At 36.0% G+C, this 21,317-nt stretch carries 17 protein-coding genes; 3 read left to right on the top strand and 14 right to left on the bottom strand.

The genetic code is table 11. From position 1 onward, the window contains the following. The 12 genes from J0871_RS12850 to J0871_RS12795 form a co-directional block, all read right to left on the bottom strand. Positions 1-504 (bottom strand): conjugal transfer protein, encoded by a 504-nt coding sequence (locus J0871_RS12850; protein WP_243870503.1) that lies wholly within the window; start codon positions 502-504, stop codon positions 1-3. A gap of 107 nt (positions 505-611) precedes the next feature. Beyond that, entirely contained in the window at positions 612-3,014 is a 2,403-nt protein-coding gene (locus J0871_RS12845; protein ID WP_208225754.1) for a TraG family conjugative transposon ATPase, read from the bottom strand. Continuing rightward, positions 3,001-3,285: a hypothetical protein gene (locus J0871_RS12840; protein WP_208225753.1), complete on the bottom strand. Its 285-nt coding sequence runs from the start codon at positions 3,283-3,285 to the stop codon at positions 3,001-3,003. Before J0871_RS12840 ends, J0871_RS12845 begins: the two co-directional genes overlap by 14 nt. 43 nt (positions 3,286-3,328) lie before the next feature. Beyond that, positions 3,329-3,616 (bottom strand): hypothetical protein, encoded by a 288-nt coding sequence (locus J0871_RS12835; RefSeq protein WP_208225752.1) that lies wholly within the window; start codon positions 3,614-3,616, stop codon positions 3,329-3,331. A gap of 386 nt (positions 3,617-4,002) precedes the next feature. Further along, positions 4,003-5,589 (bottom strand): hypothetical protein, encoded by a 1,587-nt coding sequence (locus J0871_RS12830; protein ID WP_208225751.1) that lies wholly within the window; start codon positions 5,587-5,589, stop codon positions 4,003-4,005. Between the two features lie 126 nt (positions 5,590-5,715). After that, positions 5,716-7,491, bottom strand: a complete 1,776-nt coding sequence (locus J0871_RS12825; RefSeq protein WP_208225750.1) for an ATP-dependent helicase — start codon at positions 7,489-7,491, stop codon at positions 5,716-5,718. Continuing rightward, positions 7,488-9,602, bottom strand: a complete 2,115-nt coding sequence (locus J0871_RS12820) for an AAA family ATPase (protein WP_208225749.1) — start codon at positions 9,600-9,602, stop codon at positions 7,488-7,490. The genes J0871_RS12825 and J0871_RS12820 overlap by 4 nt, the downstream gene beginning before the upstream one ends. A 153-nt stretch (positions 9,603-9,755) precedes the next feature. Next, positions 9,756-10,418, bottom strand: coding sequence for an ATPase (locus J0871_RS12815; RefSeq protein ID WP_208225748.1), 663 nt, complete (start codon positions 10,416-10,418; stop codon positions 9,756-9,758). Further along, complete coding sequence (locus J0871_RS12810) at positions 10,402-11,121, bottom strand: hypothetical protein (protein ID WP_208225747.1); 720 nt, start codon at positions 11,119-11,121, stop codon at positions 10,402-10,404. The genes J0871_RS12815 and J0871_RS12810 overlap by 17 nt, the downstream gene beginning before the upstream one ends. Before the next feature lie 3 nt (positions 11,122-11,124). Then, positions 11,125-11,406, bottom strand: coding sequence for a helix-turn-helix domain-containing protein (locus J0871_RS12805; RefSeq protein WP_208225746.1), 282 nt, complete (start codon positions 11,404-11,406; stop codon positions 11,125-11,127). Between the two features lie 252 nt (positions 11,407-11,658). Beyond that, positions 11,659-12,492, bottom strand: coding sequence for an RteC domain-containing protein (locus J0871_RS12800; protein WP_208225745.1), 834 nt, complete (start codon positions 12,490-12,492; stop codon positions 11,659-11,661). A 100-nt stretch (positions 12,493-12,592) separates the two neighbouring features. Next, positions 12,593-15,010 (bottom strand): bifunctional aminotransferase class I/II-fold pyridoxal phosphate-dependent enzyme/GNAT family N-acetyltransferase, encoded by a 2,418-nt coding sequence (locus J0871_RS12795; RefSeq protein ID WP_208225744.1) that lies wholly within the window; start codon positions 15,008-15,010, stop codon positions 12,593-12,595. A gap of 224 nt (positions 15,011-15,234) precedes the next feature. Between J0871_RS12795 and J0871_RS12790 the strand changes: the two genes are divergently transcribed. From J0871_RS12790 to J0871_RS17330, 3 genes are read left to right on the top strand one after another with little or no spacing between them, the layout of a single operon-like run. Then, positions 15,235-15,612, top strand: coding sequence for a hypothetical protein (locus J0871_RS12790; RefSeq protein ID WP_133549771.1), 378 nt, complete (start codon positions 15,235-15,237; stop codon positions 15,610-15,612). A gap of 13 nt (positions 15,613-15,625) precedes the next feature. Beyond that, positions 15,626-16,549: an AraC family transcriptional regulator gene (locus J0871_RS12785; RefSeq protein WP_133549773.1), complete on the top strand. Its 924-nt coding sequence runs from the start codon at positions 15,626-15,628 to the stop codon at positions 16,547-16,549. Positions 16,550-16,596: 47 nt separating this feature from the next. Continuing rightward, positions 16,597-17,055, top strand: a complete 459-nt coding sequence (locus tag J0871_RS17330) for a DUF6520 family protein (protein WP_243729703.1) — start codon at positions 16,597-16,599, stop codon at positions 17,053-17,055. Between the two features lie 53 nt (positions 17,056-17,108). Here J0871_RS17330 and J0871_RS12775 read toward each other — a convergent pair whose 3' ends face one another. Continuing rightward, a complete protein-coding gene (locus tag J0871_RS12775) occupies positions 17,109-19,907 on the bottom strand; it encodes an insulinase family protein (protein WP_166636601.1) in 2,799 nt (932 codons plus the stop codon). A 1-nt stretch (position 19,908) separates the two neighbouring features. Beyond that, positions 19,909-21,270: a RagB/SusD family nutrient uptake outer membrane protein gene (locus tag J0871_RS12770; protein ID WP_346014346.1), complete on the bottom strand. Its 1,362-nt coding sequence runs from the start codon at positions 21,268-21,270 to the stop codon at positions 19,909-19,911. Positions 21,271-21,317: the final 47 nt, after the last annotated feature.

Genomic DNA, 21,317 nt, shown 5'->3' with positions numbered 1-21,317 from the left:
TTAAAAGCCCGTTTCCCGGTTATTGATCTTATCCTGCATTTCCCGAAAAGAAATGATCTCGCGGTAACGCTTGGTCTTCAGCCGCACATCTGTGACCATTTCTTTAGACTCGAGTTCTTTTTGTTTTAAAACTTCGGCCCGCTCGGCATCACTCATTTTTAAATGATCACTTGATAAGATTTCATCGATAAAGCTTGCGGTCTCCAGGGAGTTTTCTACGACGGCACTGAAAGATTCGGTGACCCTACTTACTTCTTCTGGTTTGATGTAAGGGGAATTCAAAATATCCCGAAGGTCATCCTGCATCACCGCAATAAGGCGTTGGTTGTTACGACCTATCTCACGAACGGCCTTTAAATCCTGCACTACGCTATTGACCTTCTCAATACGCTCTTTCTGTGCCTTTAAAAAGTTGACGGTCTTGACAAGATTAGCGGTTTGCTTGGCCGATTCAACCAGGGATTTAACCAGGCTGACAAAGTTCGTATTATCATACACCGGCATCCCCTGGCAGGCAGCGCCTGCAGGCAAGCATAAAGCAAGGGCTATTGTAAATACTAAAGTTTTGTGTTTATTTTTCAAATCAAAGTGTTTTAAATTGTGATGTGCGCTTAGGGCTGTTTGATAAATTCCTTGATAGCCTTTTCCATATTTTTGGTCTTTTTATAAATGGCCATTATGGCCTCGTTTTCGGTTCCGTCGGTGAGATAGGCAGCATAAACTTCGGGTGGTACTTCAAGGCGGAAAATGTTACTTTGTTTACCGATCTTGATGAAGATCTCGGTGTACTTGCGCTTGCCGGTCAAATTATTCCTGATCGATTTCAACTGGTTGAGATCGTGACTGGAGAGGCTCAAGCGCCTGGCCAGTTCTTCATAACCTTTTTCATTATTTAGGCTGTAAATCACTTGGGTGTTTTCCAGGATGCTTGAGGAAGTTGCATTATTAGGAAGCTGATTTATGGATTGTAAGATAATTCCAATGGCCCCGTTCTGTTTACGGATGGCCTGGTAGTAGAATTCCACGCTTTCAAGGACATTTTCAAATTTGAGTTGCTTGGCGAATTCATCAAAAAGAATGATTCCCTTTTCTTCTCTGTTTTTCCAGATCGTACGTTGGATCGCTGACTTGATTAGTTTGAGCATCACCGAGAGGATCTCTTTATTGTCCTTGACTTCATCGAGTTCAAAGACAATCAGCCGCTTATCTTCGATCTTGTAAGTTTGATCTTCGCTAACTTCAAATAAGAAGCTGTATAGACCATCGCCGACATACTCCGAGAGCACGTGCAAAAAGTTGGTAATATTGAAGTAGTCGGGATGGATTTTAAGGGTCTCCAGCAGCTCATCTTTTCGCTGCTCGATAAAACGGTAAAAACTATCTAAGGAATGGTTTCCCGTGGTGTTTTTGTAATAGTAACGGAGGATCTTTTTTATGGCTACGGATTGTGCTTTAGTAACCTTGTCATCTGCAGCAATGAGTTCCAATAGGAACACCGAAAGATCCTCCAGCCGATCCGGGCTTACATCATTGGTATTGGATATGTAGAAAGGATTAATACCTAGACTTTTTCCGCTCTCGTAGCGCAAAACAGTGTACTTATCAGGATAGAGCTTAGCGAACTTGGTATAAGAACCTCCAAGATCGATAATAACCAGGCGCACCCCGTTTTCAAAATATTGACGAAGGATGTTATTGGCCAGAAAGGATTTCCCTTCCCCGGTAGGGGCGAAGATGGAAAAGTTTCGCGCCTTAATGCGTTTCTTTCCCTCATCCCAAACATCTTTTATTACGGGAATATTATGTTCACGGTCATTAAAAATGATACCGTTAGGATCCGATTTATAATTGCTGTTATTGATAAAAAGGCACAAGGCATGTTTCAAATCGGTGACATAGAGATCTTCATCGGAAAAATTGGAAGAGAAGCAGCAGTAGCTGTTTAGCAGGTAATTTTTTCGTTCCTCACCCCGTGGAGCGTAAGGGGTAATATCGAGTTCCTTGAACTCAGCCTTAATTTTAGAGGCAATGCCTTCCAAATTACGAGGATCGCGATCCCAAAAGATTACATTGAAATGGCCACGGATAATCCGCGCATTATCATCGCTATTAATTTTCTCCAGGATTTCCTGGATCTTTCCTAAAATGACTTTGTTTTGAGAGCCAAAGTTGGAACTCTTGCTGAGCTCTTCTACTTTTTTATCCAGTAGCTTGCGCCATTTGTGTTTATCATCCAGGTAGAGTACCTGGTTGACTATATGGTTTTCTCTTAAATGAAGCCCCAGCCCATCAATAAACCCCTGGTGAAATACAAAGTCATCAGATGTGAATTTCTCATTGGTCTTGCTTGACTGTACCCTTTCGCCAAAGCACAGCTCGCTATTGATAGCCAGAGCATCAAAATAATTGTTCCCCGTTTGAATATGTTGTTTTTCCAGTAGCATATCAGTATCGAAACCATCATTGAAACCATTGAAATATTCCGTAGTGAGTTTGGTGATTTCTTCTGGTGGTAATGCTTTTATAGAAACCTTTCGGCTGTTAGCAATAAAGGAAACACAATCGTTTACTGATCCGATAAAGCTTTTAAGGTTGGCATCCAGTTCCCTTACAATTTCTTTGGAGACTTTTCGAAAAGGGTTTAGGTATTTCGGATGCTGTAAAGTCTTATTTCGAGTCAGGGTAAAGAATAATAAAGAGCGGTGTTCAATAAACTCCCGATCCTTAAAATGATTCTGGGTGGCCTTTTCCAAAAAGGTTTTGTTTGGAAGTGACGTTGCAGTGAATGCCTTTTTCTCATAAATATCCTGCTTATGCACTACTGTACCTACCGGTAGGGACTTAAGCGCCTGGAACCAGGTGGCGTGCAGGTCTTCAAAATCTTTTTCCGATAAAGAATAGATTTCAGGTAGGTCCAGCTGATAACACAGCACAACATTACCATTCTTGGCGAAAATAATATTATCCCGGATATCAGCAATTGGCCAGTGGGAGGAAAGATTAATCTTCTTCATAATCGATACCTGAGTTTCTTTTATTACTAATCATTTTTGGAAATGCCCCGGTCATTTGTAGAAATTCCAGGAGCCTACTGATACGGTTTAACCCGATATACAAGAATGCATTAAAGAGCAGGGCGCTAATAATCACACCCAGACTGAAGGAGAAAATGATCACCAGTAGGGACGCGATTATCGAAAGCATCATTAGCGCGAATAGGGTAAGGGGAAGCCCAAAGATTACCGCACCTTTTCGAATATTCCTATAAGGTTCATACTTTTTCATAATTGTTCCTTTGTGTATTTTTAAATCTGGCTTAGCTTCCGATCTAGACTACAATGGTGATCAAATAGGTGAAGATGCCTACCACAGCGCCTGCGATAAGAACAAAGACCAACACCCGGGTTATTCCTTTTTTCAAATCGGAGTTTTCCCCAAAGAAGTGGCCGGCATTAAAAAGAAAGCCGACTAAAAAGATGACTCCAAGGATGATTGGAAATATATTCCTTATAGTATCGGAAATATCGGCTACGGAATCTTCGATCCCACCGATTTGCGCAAAAAGTGACGTGGATAGCAACGAGAAAAAAGTTGCCAGAGAGATAGATTTTTTCATAACGAATAATTTTAAATTTTGGCTCGTTTTCGTTATGAGAAAATTAGAAATTTAATCACTTAAATAATTGAAAATCAATGAATTGTGAATAAAATATTTTTTATATTAAATTGATTTTCAATGCTTTCATTTAGCATTAAATTCTATGAAATTCTGAAAATGAGGTGTTGATAACTTGAAATGTGGAAAGGGGAGAAGGGTACAAAGACGTCAGTTTTGTGATTTTGTTCCTGAATATGTACATCATTTTTGGACAAGAAACTGAAATAAGAAAAGAATAGTGATTGCTTTAGGCTTGGATGATAAAGAGATCGATATTATTGAAATAAATATTAGTGTTTTTAGTAGATTTTGGTGTTTTTATTCAATGAAGTATTTCATAAGAGTTAAAAAACTTCAAGATTGAATTTTAATTTTTCACTGAAGTATAGCTCGTCAAAAAAATTTTGTAGTGTCGGATCTGTTATAACCGTATAATCACTTTTACATAATTCCTTGAAATGTTTTGGTGTTTTCAAAAACATAGCACACAAATCCAATTCATCATTAGTTATTAATCTACCGTGCAATAATTCTCTATACTTTAAAAATTCAAAAAATTTTCTAGCGGGATTATTAAATTTATAATTTAGGACTTTTAGAAATGTTTCTAAATCATCAACATATATAGACCACGGATAGGGGTCTTCATCATTTTCTTTGTTAAGCAATAATCCTAAATCTGTTTGTATGGAAGCAAACCTTTCGGAAGTAACTACGATTGAAAAAATCTCATTAATACTATATGTATAAATTACTTCGTGTTCCTTTTTGTAACTTATAGATACAATATCATTGTTCAATAACTCCTGTTCCACCTGATAGCATTGGTCATAACCTTTTTGAATACATTCTTTAAAATCCGATTTGATTCTTGGATATGCTTGTTCAGTAACTCTTCTTGGTTCTCTGTATCTAGATGATTTACATTCAATAATATAAGCATTGCCATTTACCAAAACTAATATATCCTTTTCCTCAGGTAGGTTGTTTACGAAATAATTAGTGAAAATTTTTATCTTCTTGGATTTCTTAAAAATTTTTTTAAATATAGCTAAAGTATGGTTCTCCAATACAACTTTACCTCTTCGAAGGTTTAGTTGTTCTTTTTCTTTGTTTGTCTTAGTGAGGGTATCGTAGAGTAAATCATAAAAAGCTGATGGTAATTGTTTTTGATGCACGTTTAAATATTCATCATTATTAATCTTAATAATAGGTTTTTGTTCTAAAGGATTTCCTTCAGAATAAAATAAGTTGTCGTGAACATCTTTGATATCAATGGAAAATAAACGACAATAAGTGTCAATATCTTCTTTTTGAAAAGAAGGATAATAGTCTGCTTTTTTGAAAAGTAAACTTTGGTGAGGTTTTTCTACAAAACTCCAAAAAGTCTCTAGAGTATCACTTGGTAGTTCTGAGAATTTTTCTTTGAATTTATGCTCATCTATTAATCCGTTGGCAGATAATCGAGTTAATTTATCAAAGTTTTTATCCAATATAAACGACTTGGACTTAATTGATTTTTCACGATAAAATGATTCCGAATAATTACACAGATCAATCAAAGTTTTAAAGTCTATTTCTAATCTTTTTTTGATTTTATCTTGATAGGGCTTGAATAATCTAATTAACTTATTTATCTCCTGTTCCCTATAATTTAAAATCCCATTTTGAAAGTAATTTTTGAATGCCATTTCATGAACAACTAGTTGTTTTCTCTTATCAGAGATATCATTGAAGAAACCGGCAGGATAATTTTCGGATAAATAAAAGCTAACTATCTGCGAAAGAATACCTGCTACTTCTTGAAGAACCAAATCATTTTCTTTAGAGTAATAAAGCTCTTCATTCCCTTCAGTAGGAGTTGAGAGCCTTAGCATAATCAGGTATAAAGAGTCTTTTAATTTCGATTTAATTTTTTTTGCGAAACCCATATTACCTCTTTCTGGATGATGCCGGATAAAATCAGCAAAAAAGCATACGAAACTCTCTTTTGAATATCTAGAGATTAGCTTCTGAATCTCTAGTGATTTCTGTTAGACATCAATTTTCATCATTGCTTAGAGTTCATCAAATTCAAAATCTAACCCTTTTAATTCTGGTGTAATCTCTAAAGGATTTCCAGCTCTAGTTTGTCTGCCAGTTTCTGAAATTAAATGCAAGTTGGTCTTTGCCCTTGAGCAAATAACATAAAGCAGTTTTTTTGAAGCTGCCACAGGGTCTGCATTAAAAATGTCATTCCAATGAGGAACATAACCATTGAGTAATCCATACGCAATCACAGTTTCAAACTCTTCTCCTTTTACACCGACACAAGTGTTAATGACAACACCTGACATTTCTCTGTAAAAACTCATAAAGGACTTTATATCACTAGGTACTTGAAATGTTGGGTCCTCTAGGCGGCTCTTAATTACATCGAAAAAGGTCTTACGATTTATAAGAAGTTGCTCGTAAATGTTTTGGTCAATGCCAACAGCATCAAGAAATTTGTCAAAACAATCCTTTAGATAATCTATGCCTTCGGTTTCATCAGATGTAATCGAATTAATCAGTCTTAAGACGTTCCTTTCTGTTTGATACTCTTCTTTGAAATCTGTATTCGTATGTTCTTTGAAGTTTTCGATTACTTCAGTACACCATTTGTATCGCAATGAATATATTTTTGGTTTTGGTTGTGTCAAGAATAACCTTGATAATTTATACCAAATATTATTTCGATTTTTTGACATTGGTGCCAAACCAGAAGCATCAAAGTTTACATCTGGTAGTTTTGCCCTTAGCTGTTTTGTGATTGTGGTTATTAACCACCATTGTGGTACCAATACGCAAATTTCATCCTCGGGAATTTCATTATCCAAGCTATGCTCTATAAGTCGTGCAATCTCATCAACCAAATGTCCTTTGTCAACGGTTTGGTTGTAAGTTATTGTGCTTTCAGCTTTATTGTTTTTACCAATTGCTATGATGTCAATAGGATTTGTCTGAAAAATGGAATAAAAGTCAATAATTTTTTGGGTTGACCTATAATTTCCAGACAGCGTAAGTTGTTCGATGGGTAAAGTATTCAACTCATCTTGTATTTCTTCCAGACTCTTGGCAATACCTCCCAAAGAAGCATAGATTGCCTGGTCAGTATCTCCAACTAAAAAAAGGTCTGTACTACCTTCTCCAGCCGTTACAATAGAAGAAATAATTGCGTAAAGCAAATCTTGTGTATCTTGATATTCGTCAACACATATAAGGCTGAAAATATTAGCTAGTGTTTTTTTTATTTTGGGATGTTTGGTTAAGAGCTTATAAGAGTAATAAAGTAGAAGTTCAAAATCAATTAACTTCTCTGCTTGGAGCCTTGCGTGATACTCTTTAAGAACTCTTTTCTGAATTGTTTTTGGCTCGGCAAATGTGCCTTCCCTATTGAATCTGAAATCAATCGGGTCAATAGGTTTTAATTTATGTTTTTCTTTAAGCTCACTTATAATATCCGAGGCATAAGTTTCGTCTGCAATTAAAAATCCATTTTCAAGTTCCGGCAAATAACAGGAATAGGGTTTAATAATCCACTCAAGGCAAAATGAATGCAAAGTACCAGACCAAACCCGCTTGCTGTTGATGCCCATTGCATTTAATCTGCGATATATTTCTTCAGAGGCCCTCACGGTAAAAGTAAGCGCGACTATTCTTTGTTTACTGTCTTCATCAATGTTTTTTAAAGCATAGGCAAGCTTATGTATAATTACCCGAGTTTTTCCACTACCTGGACAAGCGGTTAGAAGTACATTACCATCCTTAACAACGGCATCCTTTTGCTGGGTACTTAAAGTATCTAAAATCATAAATACGATAAGAATTTGGTAAATTGGTCATTGGGAAAACTAGCTACATATTCATCAATAATCTCTTGGTCTTCCTTACCCTTAAAGCTCGTTTTCTTTGCTAATTCAAAATACTCATTGGTTTTGCTACGGCTAATTTTACGTAATCTGTATTTAGCAGTTTTAACTTTAGAAGCATTATTTAAATGTGAAGAAGCAAAAGCTACTGCTCTTAAGATGTATTCTGGAATATAGGTATTATACACTAAATTATCAGCAACCACCAAAGCTAACCATCCCTTACCTTTCTTATCAGCCAATCTTAAAACTTCTACGCCAGCAACTGAAACTGATTTGTCTTGCAATTTTTTCTTTGATGAATCGATAGCTGCCTGTTGCTTGAAAATTTCATCAAGCGATTCTACGAATTCGTAACTATTACCATTCATAAGAAAATCGACCTCAAATGTATAATCTGAATAGAAAGGGTTTAAAAAATCGTTGTTCTTGCAAAACTTATCTAATTTTACTTTTCTTTCTGCCCCACTAACTTGAGATGCCCTGCAATGTTTCTGATAGGTAGAATCATCTTCTTCATTGGCTGGTAAGTCAACTATGCTAGCATCTAAATCAGTAAGGATAGCACATTTTTTTTTAATTCTATCATTGTGAAAAAGTCTCGCCACATTTTTAAAGCCAGTACTCCCAATGTTTACAAGACTAACTCCAATTTCATCGAGTGAAATCCCAAAGACTTTTTTAAACATTTGAGGTATGAGTATTTGTTCTGCATCGCCTTCAACTAGAACAATCCCTTTTGCAAAAAGTAAATTACTTCTAATAGCATCTAAATATCGTTCGGCTCTTGTAATGTATTCATCATCAAGATTGTTTGCAGGCTGATATACCAATGTCTGCTTATTCCCTCTACTCAAAATATTTACTGAACTTATGCGACTAACGGACGAAATATGTGTTGAGTGAGTTGAAATGATAACCTGGGTTTTATTTGTTTGCACGTTATCAAATAGTGTTTTTTGTATATGTGTATGAATATGTGCTTCAGGTTCTTCAATCAGCAGAAAATTTGCGATTCTATCTGTCCTAATTTTTTCATACTCCAGTAATTTGAGTGATAGGTAAATCATATTTGCACCACCTAGACTAAGCTCCCATATTTTACCCATATAACCCTCTTCATCTGGGTCTCCAACCCATAATTTCAGTGATTGTAATAGCTTTTCCATGTTATTCGGAAGCTCGGATTTTACATCTATATTTGGCCCATACGTTGTGCCCACGGCCTCCTTAATACTTTTATCAATTCCGTCTTTAACTTCTTTCACTTCTTTAAGAGAACTAATCTGCTCGTTGAGTTTGTCAATGCTATCAATTATATCCGTTTGTTTTGAAACTTCAACAGTTTTTTCTTTTCCTCTTAGCAAGTTTATTAGGGGATTGGTTGAATAGGAACGTAAGTCGCTTTCAACATCACGAAGTGCCTTGATAAACGTGCAAGAAACTTCATTGTGTACGCTAATTTCTCTTGGTAAAAATGTTCCAAATATTAGTTCTTCTTTATAATCTGGATTGGGGAATTCAACTGTTTCAAAATCTCCAACATATTTTTTGTAAATTTCATCATCGCTAAAATCTCCCATACCTCTACATAGATACGATGTTTCATAATCATCGATAGTGAGCTTATCGAGATAAAGTTGAAGCCCTTCTACACTCTTATCAGGGGATTGCGAGTAATCGTAAAGTTCTTTTCTAAATTGATATTTTGGTCTAAAATAGACCGCATAACTTCCAGTTTTTTTGCCTCCTTCCATATCTCCTGAAGATTGAACGGCAAGCACTTGGGCTTCTTCACTTGCATCTAATTCTTCAAAAGTTACTGATAGAATCATCCAATGCCCAGCCCATTTTCCTAAGCTTCTATTAAAGTCAGACTCATAAAATCTTATATATCTTGGAAGTTTATCATCAATTAAAACCCGTAAGGCAAAAAATAGGTTAGTTTTACCTGAACCATTTTCTCCAATTATAGTATTAGTTCCTTTTTTAAATAGGAATTTAGATTTATAGAAATTTCTAAAATTTCTTAGGGATAATGAACTTATATGCATTATAAAATTCTTATGATATTACTAATGTAAAACAAAAAAAGGCCAATGATAATTCATTGGCTCTTTAATAAATCCTTTTACTTTAAAACATAAATATAATAATATGTTAAACAAAAAACTTATGATTTACCATAATTTGTAAATTCTCATGAATTATAATCGCTTATCTCTACTTTGTTTTTCAAAAGCAATCAGATTAAATAGCTCACGCATCCGGCTGCGAACACGATTACCGTAACGTTCTTCCAATTCTTCAGCATTCAAATTGGTAGTGGCATGGGTTTTTAGTTTTTGACGGGTTTCTGTAAAAAGTTCATACCTTGAGAGTAAGACTTCACCCATAACATTTAAGTCTTTCCCATAAAATCTTCCCGGGGGCTCTACACCTAGATCGTCAAAACAAAAATATTTTGAATTACCGTAGTCTTCGATAGTTTTATATCCTAAATGATTAAAGCTAAAGGTTACATTTCGGCAAGGAATCATTTCGTAAGGGCGTTGAGCCGGAACCAGATGCCTTAATAATTTCATTAAAGAGGTTTTACCGCAACCCACGGGCCCTGAAAGTAAGATTCCCTTATTGATGTCAATATCAAATTTTTTACAAGTAGCTTCATCCCGTATGAAGTACGATGTGAGTTTTAATAGAACAGCTTTATCTTTTTTATAAATTTTAAAATGTTTACCGAATAGCAGCTTTCCTTTTGCATTAAGATAAATCAAGATTTTTGGGAAGTCGTAATGTACACAAGTTCCATCAAATTTGCCCAGAGAATACTCAACGCCACCTTCAGTTATTTTAGAGGGGTTGTCCATAATCTTTATTTTTAGTGGTTCGCAGGTTGTCCTTGAAATGGGATGCTTGCTTTTTATTTAACTTATTTTTTTCTTTCATAAGCGCTTTTTGATGGACCCAATATTTTGCTAAAGCTCTCCAATCTCTCACCTCAGAACCATCGCTTGTTTGCCACTGCCTGTCTTCATAGTACTCGTAGAACTCTTTTGCATATTCCGGATTAAAATTTTTATTACTAAAAAAATCCAGTACCACCTTCAAACTGTTTGGATGTTTATTATGTTTTATTGGTTTAGTATTGTTTATTGTAGATACCAATACTTGTCCACTGACGGGACGCTGCTGGTCTACTACTTGTTCCTTTATGGGATGGTAGCGTTCCGCAAGTTGTTCTAATTTGGGATCGTAATGGGCTTCCTCCGGTTCATCACTTGTCCCAATAATGGACATCTTGATTTTACTGCCTTTGTATGGGTTATTGGAAGGAAAGTATTCCAGGTAACTCCAGGCATTCAGATCGGTTATACATCTGTGATAGGTAGATTTGGAACCTATCTTTGAAGCATTCATTAAATCCCTTCGGTTCACGAAAAAATCCAACGCAAACCTGCTACTATTCCATTCCTGGAATAAAGCCATATACAAGCTGATATGCGTTGGATTAAGACGATCATCAAAATAGAATTTTTCAAAAGCGGCGTTTAAAAGCTTAATATAATTCATTGCTTAATATTCTAAATGATGTACACGGTTCTCTTCCATGACTTTCTGGATTTCCGCTGCATCGTAATAGATAATACCGCCAATCTTAGTGAAGGGTAGCGTGCCATTTATTCGTAGGTTCTGAAGTGTTCCCGGACTTATTTGTAAATAATCCATTACTTCTGCAGATTTCAGGTATTTTTTTATTTTACCTGATTTCTGCTGGTTCAGCAGTTGTTTAATGTCTTCGAGTAACTCCATTTTGAAATCCTGAAGATCGTCCGTAGTAATAATTGATGTTGGCATAATAGAACAAATTTTATGGCTCGGAACATTTCATTTGTTTGTTCCTGACCTGGTTTATAACTGTTCTATAAAATTGAAATTGTTTTCAGGAAATTATTCCCTAGGTTTTTCGTAGTACGAAAAAAATTAACGTTTAATAGAAAACGATGAAAATTGATATAATTTGCTGTTCAGGTAGGAGGGAAGAGGTAGAAATTCTTTGTAAAAATTATGGAGAGCTGATTTTCGTAGTTACGACTTACTACGAAAAATTCACTTTTCATCATCCCGTCGCATTTTTGCTTCTAGGTTAACAGCGATCTGGTATAGGTATTTGGCTCTTGGATCTTTTCTGGCTCTCATCTCACTATATGTCTTATGATAATTATCGAGCTTAATATTAAAAAAATCCTCAAAGGCAGAAATAAGCGTTTTTAGATCTGCAGTCCCGTGGTTGATATCCCCTTTTAAGTATAAACTATAGATTACTTCTACTAAAGAAGTTTTAGAGCCTGACCATAGTAGAAGGTTTGGTTGGCGTTCTCGGAAATCTCCGCTACTTCCCGGTTGAATCAGTTCCAACTTCTCCCTAATATAATGTATATAGCGGTAAAGCGCCTGTACTTTTGACCATAGCATATCGTGACTGGTCGAAAATTCGGGATTTTGATAATAGTTAATGGTTGGGCTAAAGGAGAAATCCATCTTACCACTGCGACTGAAAAATTGTGGATCCAGGTAATTGTGGTTTTGCTCCATATAGTTGACAAAACTGTTATTTTCAGAAAAAAATCTATTGATCTTTTTAATCTCTTTCTCCAAGTAACGAACTTTATGAGAGTTTCCGACCTTTGGGAGCTTTAATTCACAAGTCCTGACTTCGGTAAAATAAATAAGATAGCTCATAGGGAAAGGTTTTATATTTTTAAAAAACTCTATTTCGGCTTGAGTATCTTCAAAATCATCCTTATCTACTTGCTTTTGTAATTTGGAAAGAATTTTAATACATAAACTAATGCCATCTTCAGCTTTCTTCAAATCAGGTTTATCTGACTGAATTAAGCTTTCGACATTTTCGCTGAATATAGACATTGTTTTCTCGAACATGAGACTTGTATTTAATGAAAACAAATAATGCCTTTGCTGTGCTATTTTCAATACGGCTTTTTAAAGGGTAAATATTTAAAAATATGCTTCAAAGGGGGTGTTAATCTTTTTGTAGCCAATCCAAAGCTTCAAGACTGAAGTTATCATCTGCTTGAACATAGGCTATTTTAGGTATTAAAGTGGCTCCCAATTTCTTTTTTTCAAAACTGGCGCTAAGGCCAAAATTAATTTTTTCGAATTTGAAAATCCCGGCTATTTTTATTGCCTGGAATAAAAGCTGGCGATAGACATTGAATTTTTCATTATATTCATAATCCATGCCTACAAAAGCGGGTATGAAAGTTTTCCCGGATCGCGTTATAAACATCACGCCAACGATCTTATCCGATGCGTCGTGATTATCTGCTTTAAGATATAAGGTTAGAAAATCCCACTTCGGACTTTTAACCATTTCAGAAAATAGTTTTTTAGGAAATTTAAAAGTGTTAATTCCTAAATTGTTATTCCAAACCTCTTCAAATAACTGGTAATATTTGTCAATTTCTGCTGGGGTAGGGGAGCTTACGATCCTGGTGTTAAAGTAATTCTCAAATGCCTTAATGTCCTTTTTAAAATGTTTCCTGGAGCGTTTACTGAGCGTGGAAATATGTTGTTCTTCATTTCGCCAATTGAGGTTGGCAATTTCACAGGAATCGGGCATTTCTAAGGAAATAAAACCTTGCTTGTGAAGAAAAGCGTTCAACGTATTTGTTTTTTCAAAATCCCTTAAAATGATGAGTTTAGCCCCTACGTTAGACTTTATTTCATCAATTTTCTCTAGAAATAACCGCATGGCTTGAATATGTAGAGGATGATCATCGTCTAAAAACAAATGGGCTCCCTCTGAAAAAACTGATCCTAAGGATAGCACCATATCGGTCATATAATAGGGATCCTGTTCACGTATTTCTTCAATGGCTTTCGAGGTTTTTGCATCCGATAGCATATCATTTTTTAAAAGCGCACTAGTAAGGGGTGCCGCCAAAATGATTTTCCCTATTTTGTCTTTTATGGTAATGTAATGGAAGGCCCAATTATGCTCCTTTAAATTATTATTGGTAAACACTTTCTCTAAAAAATCAAGACCGTCCCAATCAAATGTACCTTTTCCGAAAAAACAGGTATCCCATTCCGATTTATTTATTTGTTGAATGGTTTGGGTATATTCCAGATTTAGCTCTTCCATTTGAGTAGTTACAGGATTATTCTTTTCGGTTGTTTGAATTCCAAATGATTTGTAAATCCTGGTTAAATCAGTATGGGTTTCTTCCATAGCCAGGGGAAAGTAATAATTCATCGCATCCACTAGGGCCTGAATATCTTTCAATTCGTTATGCCTAGAAATCGTGATTCTAACTCCGGTATTTTTAACCGGAACTGCTGGAAACAAACCAAGATTAACAAAAAAACCGGCATTCATCATTTTGCGTACAAAATTATATCCTGTAGCCGGTAACCCTGTACCAATATAAAATACCGGGGAGGTATTCTTATGTACCAGCGGTAGATCTGAAGCCTCTAGTAATTTATTAAAATATTCAATTTTAGCAGCTAAACCTGACTGTAGCTCATAGATTTCAGGGGAGAGATGAATTTCCGCAGAAGCAGTGGCAGCAGCAACTGAAGCAGGTTCCAATTGGGCTGAAAATGTTAGGGGTCCTCCGAAATTTTTAATTTTTTTATGCAATTTTTTATCAGGACATACTAGCACTGCACCACTAGCCCCAAAAGTTTTACTCAACGTGCCGATTAAGAGTAGATTCTGGGGAAGCTCTTTCAATACAGACATAACATAACCCGAACCGTGCTTTCCTTTCCAACTCATTCCGTGCACATCATCTATATAGAGGTGTAATTGCGGGTACTTTTTGGACAACTCCATTAAGTCCTGTAAAGGGGCAAAATCCCCGTACATGGAATAAACCCCGTCTGCCATATACCAAATTTTATTGGCCTTATTTCTTAAGTCTTTGATATAATGTTCCAGCATATCCATATTGCTATGCCTGATCATCCTTACTGTTACTCCTTTTGATTTTAAAACCTCCGTGGCACTTTGAACACTCCAATGTACCTGGTGATCCAAGATCACCGCATCACCATCCCTTATAGCTGTGGGAATGACTGCTAAATGCCCAAGTGTACTATTTTTAGTAATGAGTATGGGGTGCTGGTACATTTCAAATATTTTTTCTTCCAGCGGAGCATAGAGCGGGTGCGAAATATATGTTTTGGATAGTGGAAACTGGGTTCCGTATTTTTCAATAGCATCTATTGCTGCTCTTTTTAACCTTTTATCTTGTTCAAGTCCTAAGTAACCCGTGGTTCCGAAGTGATAGGAAGGTTTCCCGTTAATGGTTATACGCCGCCCGTTTAATTCATTGCCCTCTGCATGGAGATGGATTACCCCAGCATTGGTTGCATTGGTGATTACTTCATCAACCGTATCCAAGAAATTATTGTGTTTAACTTTAGCCATAACTTTTGATATGAAAATTTCCTTTTCAAGCTATGATAAAAATCTATTACAATTCTGGCTGTTACAATAAAAAGTCTTTTCAGAACAGTTATTCGGCTTTTCGTTCAAATAGCTTTAAAACTTATGAGAATAACTTTATCACATAATATATAATTCAAGAAAAATGTTCTGGTAAGACGTATTGGGATTTTGTTTTATATTAGTGATATCCAAATTATTACGGGATGGTTGTGGATGGTACTTATGCAAAAATGTGGATTTCCAAGGGGATCCTTTATTTTATCTATAAAGAAATTTATGAGATTAATAGGAGTATGGCCAAACAAATCGTAAGCCAGCGATTACAGCTGCAAAATGAAAATTCATATCCTATATTTTGTGATCTAAGGGCTGTCACCCTTGCTCAAAAACAAGCCAGGGACTATTTGGCTATTGAAGGTGCATATATGACAACGGCACTCGCACTCCTGGTTAAAGATGAGCACGCCGAGGTAATCACCCAGATGTATATTAAAATAAATAACCCGGCTTATCCTACCCGGGTATTTACTAATAAGGAAAAGGCGCTTTCGTTCTTGCAGGACTATAAAAGTAACCATTAATAAAATAATAATTATGGAAAAGGAAATCAGCAACGAGGAGAAAATGAGGTTCAATTCTTTGTACCAACAAATCATCGAGATTGCCTGTGGTAATTTTATGTTTCGCCAGGAACCGTCAGGTCGCCGAGACCCACTAGATACTATTGGCGTATTACTAAATATGATGTCCGAAGAAATTTATAATTCCTGTTTTAAATCCCAGCAGCAGGAGGAACATACGGAATATCATTTTTCAATATTCCTGGATAATAGCTACCATATAACTTCATATACTACCCAAACTCCCAAGATCCTGAAATGGGATGAGAAAAAAATTGATAGACCAATTTCAGAAATTCTTTCCAATAATTCCGTAACTGTTTTAAAAAAGGAACTGGAATTAAATGATGGAAAACCTTATCAGCGATTAATTACTTTAGACTTTCTAACTGAAAATAAAAGTCTATATAGGACTCCCTGCACTATTCAGAAGATGACAGGTATTAATTCAGACTGTTCATATGTAATTACCGCTTTTCGTTTCGAAAATAGGATTGAGGAGGACGAGAAAGATAGTAACCCAGCCAGGTCTTCAAAATCAGGAAGGAAGGAGAGTGCCGCAACAAAAATACTGCTAAAGCAAGTACGTCTTTATATTCTCCGGAATCTGCATACTGAACTGCCATCCCTTAAGGAATTAGGACTTATTCACCGTACGAACAAAACTAAACTCAAAGAAGGATTTAAGAAAATGTATGGCACTACCATACCCCGGTTCCATATGAAAAAAAGACTTGAAAAAGGTGCCCTTTTAATTCGAAGTACGGAATTGCCTATTTCCATAATTATGCAGAAATGCGGTTTTAAGGATCATTCACATTTTTCTAAAAATTTCAAACTTCAATATGGTCAGACGCCTTCGCAGTATAGAATGGAAAATGCCTGGTCCATTTTATAACAGAATAGTTTTTCGGCTTTAGCGACCATTTTTTTTGAGGTTATTTGATGAAATTTACTATTGTAAATGATAGTAGCCTTAAGCTTATACTACTTTCAAATTTCAGTATTGTACTGGAATATTTACACCATAAAAGAAAAGTTACAAATCTTTTTGCGCAGAAAGTAGGAGAAGCCGAAAATCCTTCAAAGAGTAGGTATATTTTTAATCTTTATATTATGAAAAAGCTATTTTTAATTCCAGCAATGGCGCTTCTTGTTGTTTTAGGCATGTCCTTTACAAATGTAGGAGGTGAAACCGACAATGAGCCGGCGACCCTGGTCAACGATTATGTCTTGATTAGTGGGAACTGGCAACCAATTGCTGAACAGGATTGTTCAGGTGGACAATATCATTGCCAGGTGAAATTCAGTGAGAATGGACAGGCTTATGATGTGTATGATGAAATGAATGTCAATACACTCAAAGAGAGCCCTACCAGACCACCAAAATTGATTAATCCATAATCATTTAATTTAAGTATCCCGGATTTGTCCGGGATACTTGTTATAAAAGAATTCTATTTATTCTTGGGTATTATTATTATTTCCTGTCGTTTATCCAGAGACAGGTATTTTTTTGCGGCCTCGTTGACATCTTCCAAATCGATGAAATGTTTTAGTAAGGAGGAATACTGTAAAACTTCTTCTGTAGCACTTCTTTCACTGTTCTCATATCTTTTTAGAAAATCCGGCCAAAAATTTACAAGGTAGAACCTATCCAGCCTTGGTTCGTACCTATCTATTCTCAACGGAATGGCTGTCTCCAACCAGGTTGGGGCAACTCCTTTATCACGGAGTTGTTTAAATTCTTCAACAGCCGATTTAATCATTTTGTCCTGATTTCCAAGGTCACTATCAAAACTTATAATAAAAGCATAGATCCCTTTTTCAAAATCCATCCACTTACCATAGGCATGAGGCATATAGGAGCCACTTCTTAAGCGGTCAAAAATCGCCTCGTCTAACCTTTTCCATAAAAGATCCAGCACTACCTGTGTTTTAGAACTATAATCTATTTGCACCGGGAAGTATAGTTCGACTACGGCATTATTGACATCTTCGTATTCAACCGTTTCTGAAATGGTCTTAAAATTATAGGTGAATTGATTCTGGAACATATTATTCTCTATAACCGTTGGAAATTCAGACAGGTAATTTTGAACCTCTGGTATTAATTCTTCTGAGTTAAAATCTCCGGTGATAATAAAGGTGTAGCCATATAAATTTGTAAATTTATTATAGCCTTCATAATAATCTTGAAATGTGAGGGCGGCAATATCTTTTTTACTTATTTGCGGGACCTTGGTAAATAATGTCCTTTCAACCGTTTCACGAATCATCAGATTATGATCTAAGGTTTGGCTGAACTTCAATATTTGATCTTCTTTCCAATTTTCAAATGCCTGTTGATTGTATTTAGGATTGAGCAAATAGCGATGTAATACATTAAAAAAAGACTGTATATCGTTTTTTTGAAAAACTCCGTCAATAATAAACTGATTTTGAATATGATAATAATTCAATCTCATCTGATGATCCAGCATGAACTGCTTTAATTCAAATTTTGAGTAATCTTCAACATCTCCGTAGAACATCAAATCAGGTGCTGTAGTCGCAGTTATATATTCTTTTTTATTTCTAATAGAAATTGGAACTTCTTTGTATCCGTAGATTGAAACTTGATTCTTATAGCGTTCCATCCAGGGTTCTGAAGGCTTAAAGATCAGCTTTATTCCATTTGGCAATATTAATGAGCTTACTCCAATTTCATTTTCCTTTACCATGGATAGATCAACATTTTTTAAAGGTTGAAAAACGTTTGAAATAGTGTCAATTTCCCGGAAAATTAATTTGGATTTTTTTCGGGCTTTTACTTTCGCTTCCTGATACCATTTCATCACATTCTGATGCTTTGGTATGGATGAAACCGGAATATTAATAAAGGTATAATCGGTATTTTCAGAAAGTTGCCAACCGGTATTGATGTAATTCTTGATCTCCGATATTCCAATATCCTCCAATACCTGTCTTAACTCCCTCTCGTATCTTTCGCCAATAACTGCTCTATTTCCTAAAACAAAATGATTCAGTAAACTGATAGATATATCCCTTGATTCTGAATTTTTTGTTACGAGATCATCATATAAAACTTGTTTTGACTTTTCTAACATTTCTTTATCAATAGTCCCTTTCACTAATTCATCCGCTGTAAATAATTGCATCATATTTGACTTGATATCTAAATCATTATCAGTATCCACCATCCAATAATTTATCTGTAGTTGACCGTTCGCTAAAGAATTGCTACTAAAAGAGCTAGTATAGTTTTCAAACGGAGGATCGTATTGATCTTTTAATTTTTTTCCGATTTTATCATACATCATGCTAGTTAGCTTTTGCAGCAACATTTTTCGCAGATCTTCTCGCGAACGCACGAACTTTTCATCATTTTTACGCTTACTGGTAATTACTATCCTGGATGACTCATTAATGGAATCTTTAAGCGACTGGTACTGGTTTTTACCAGGAAGGATAATTTTAAATTGCTCATTGTACCTCTCAGGGCTTTCCGAATCGTAGCCGGACTTTAAATCGTTAAAACGATTAATTATTACCTTTTCGAGGCTGTCGGGGTTGATGTCTCCAACTATGATGGCAGCTTCTAGGTCCGGTCGATACCATTTATTATGGAATTCTTTTAAAGCTTCAATATTCACATTTCTCATACTAGCTTCTGAGCCTGCTTTATCCTGTAGCCCAAAATTCGTATTTGATAGGACGATATTGGAAATCGTATCTAGATACCAATCTCTATAATAAGACTTAGATCGGCCTTCGCCGATCACCGAACCGCTTTCCACCGCTACATCATTCTCTCTTATTATCATATTCCCCGACCATTCATATAGAAATTCCAAAGCAAGGTTCAATTTTTCCGGGCGGTCTGAAGAAAATGTAAGTTGGTACTCTGTAAAATCATAACCGGTTCTGGCCGCAAGAATAAGACTGGCAGAATCAGCAACCTTTAGAAGTTGCGGATATTTTACCGTATGAACGGCGCCAATATGCTCAAGAAGATGAGCATATTCTTTCTGATTTTGTTTTTGTTGATAATAACCCGCCTTCACTGCTAATAGCATTTGAATTTGTCCGGGAGGAACCTCGTTTTTCTTTATATAATAAGTAAACCCGTTTTTCAATTTGCCATATCTTACAGTCGTATCAAGATTTTTTTCAGTCAAAGCTTTAACTTGCTGAGCGAACAGCTGGTTTCCTAGTACTAAGAAAAGTATTGAAAGAAATATATAATTTTTCATTTTAGTACCCTTCATTTTGTGTCAGATTCGGATTCTTTTTTCTCTCGGATTCCGGTATTGGATAAAGCAAATCAGTTGTATTCCATGATGGATCTTCCCCTAGAACCTGTCCAGCCTGGCCGGTTCGCTTTAGATCAAACCAACGATGACTCCATTCCGAAAAAAGTTCCTTTCTTCGTTGTAATAAGATTTCTTCAAAAAGCTCCATCTCTGATATTTCGGGTTTAATTTCCGCAAATGGTTGCAGTCCTGATCTTAATCGGATCTCATCAACATCCTGCAAAGCACCAGCTAAATCACCCTGCTCCAAACGTGATTCCGCACGAATGAGGTATTGTTCGCCTAGCCGAAGAACCATAGAATATTCTTCTATTGGGAATTGGTTGCTAAGGCGCACTTTATATTTATGCACGTAATGAGCATCCAGTGCTTCGTTATACCCCACCCAGTTTTGAAACCTTTTATCGATGGAATCAAATTCAGCTATGAATGGTTCCTCCAATTTAATAGCCGCAAAAAATGAAAAGATTGGATCAATGATTTGAAAATTCCCTTCGTTAGTTTGTGTCGACAAACCCCCAGCTCCTATCGGAGAAATTTGCCAGATTGCCTCAGCACTATTGGCCAGAAAAACCTCGTCTAAGTCCTCTAATAATCCGTAGTTGCCAGTATCATTTATCACCAGACTGCTAAATTTTTCAGCTTCCTGCCAGTTCTCGGAATATAGGTAAACACGAGACAGAAAGGCCCTAACCACTTGTTTATTGATACTTGTTCTCTCGGTATTCCAATATTCTTCAGGAACCTGTTCTTCGGCCATTATTAAATCGGCGAGAATCTGATCATAAATGTCAATTTGGGAAGTTCTTGAAGCCAATTGGTTCTCGCGATAATCTGTCTTCAGTATAAGCGGAACATCCCCGTAAAGATTAGTCAGGTAGAAATAAGTAAATGCACGGACAAACCTCGCCTGACCTTCCATTTGATTTTTGAATGACTGTTCCAGATTATCCGCATTTTGCAAACCTTCCAGAAAAGAGTTCACGGCATAAATCATATTGTAGGCACTGGACCAGATACTTAGATTTTCTATATTATCGGGATCAATTTCATGTTCCTGGAATTGCATCCTGGAAACATTTCCTGTACTAATGGTTTGAATATTATCCGCTGATAAGCCTGCCATAGTGGTGATACTGCTTCTTCCCCCATTAGAATATTCCAACTGAAATAATTGGTAATAGATTCCTGTCATGGCACTTTCCACCGTGGCCTCGCTTTTGAATACCTCTTGCCTTACCAATTGGTTTGCAGGAGGATCGAGATCTACCATCTCTTCACAGGAGTAAAATAGGCAAGCCACTAATAAAATAATGAACTGGTATGTATAAGAATATTTTTTCATGATAA

The sequence above is a fragment of the Salegentibacter sp. BDJ18 genome, from assembly GCF_017579965.1.
GTDB lineage: Bacteria > Bacteroidota > Bacteroidia > Flavobacteriales > Flavobacteriaceae > Salegentibacter.
The sequence above is the reverse complement of the archived record's forward strand: the minus strand, read 5'-3'. Positions and strand labels throughout refer to the sequence as shown.

What these genes read in the sequence shown, in the direction of transcription:
- J0871_RS12840 (WP_208225753.1), bottom strand. Translation starts at nt 3,285, where the DNA reads ATGAAAAAGTATGAACCTTATAGGAATATTCGAAAAGGTGCGGTAATC.
- J0871_RS12800 (WP_208225745.1), bottom strand. Translation starts at nt 12,492, where the DNA reads ATGTTCGAGAAAACAATGTCTATATTCAGCGAAAATGTCGAAAGCTTA.
- J0871_RS12795 (WP_208225744.1), bottom strand. Translation starts at nt 15,010, where the DNA reads ATGGCTAAAGTTAAACACAATAATTTCTTGGATACGGTTGATGAAGTA.
- J0871_RS12775 (WP_166636601.1), bottom strand. Translation starts at nt 19,907, where the DNA reads ATGAAAAATTATATATTTCTTTCAATACTTTTCTTAGTACTAGGAAAC.
- J0871_RS12825 (WP_208225750.1), bottom strand. Translation starts at nt 7,491, where the DNA reads ATGATTTTAGATACTTTAAGTACCCAGCAAAAGGATGCCGTTGTTAAG.
- J0871_RS12820 (WP_208225749.1), bottom strand. Translation starts at nt 9,602, where the DNA reads ATGCATATAAGTTCATTATCCCTAAGAAATTTTAGAAATTTCTATAAA.
- J0871_RS12815 (WP_208225748.1), bottom strand. Translation starts at nt 10,418, where the DNA reads ATGGACAACCCCTCTAAAATAACTGAAGGTGGCGTTGAGTATTCTCTG.
- J0871_RS12790 (WP_133549771.1), top strand. Translation starts at nt 15,235, where the DNA reads ATGGTTGTGGATGGTACTTATGCAAAAATGTGGATTTCCAAGGGGATC.
- J0871_RS12850 (WP_243870503.1), bottom strand. Translation starts at nt 504, where the DNA reads ATGCCGGTGTATGATAATACGAACTTTGTCAGCCTGGTTAAATCCCTG.
- J0871_RS17330 (WP_243729703.1), top strand. Translation starts at nt 16,597, where the DNA reads ATGAAATTTACTATTGTAAATGATAGTAGCCTTAAGCTTATACTACTT.
- J0871_RS12785 (WP_133549773.1), top strand. Translation starts at nt 15,626, where the DNA reads ATGGAAAAGGAAATCAGCAACGAGGAGAAAATGAGGTTCAATTCTTTG.
- J0871_RS12845 (WP_208225754.1), bottom strand. Translation starts at nt 3,014, where the DNA reads ATGAAGAAGATTAATCTTTCCTCCCACTGGCCAATTGCTGATATCCGG.
- J0871_RS12835 (WP_208225752.1), bottom strand. Translation starts at nt 3,616, where the DNA reads ATGAAAAAATCTATCTCTCTGGCAACTTTTTTCTCGTTGCTATCCACG.
- J0871_RS12830 (WP_208225751.1), bottom strand. Translation starts at nt 5,589, where the DNA reads ATGGGTTTCGCAAAAAAAATTAAATCGAAATTAAAAGACTCTTTATAC.
- J0871_RS12805 (WP_208225746.1), bottom strand. Translation starts at nt 11,406, where the DNA reads ATGCCAACATCAATTATTACTACGGACGATCTTCAGGATTTCAAAATG.
- J0871_RS12810 (WP_208225747.1), bottom strand. Translation starts at nt 11,121, where the DNA reads ATGAATTATATTAAGCTTTTAAACGCCGCTTTTGAAAAATTCTATTTT.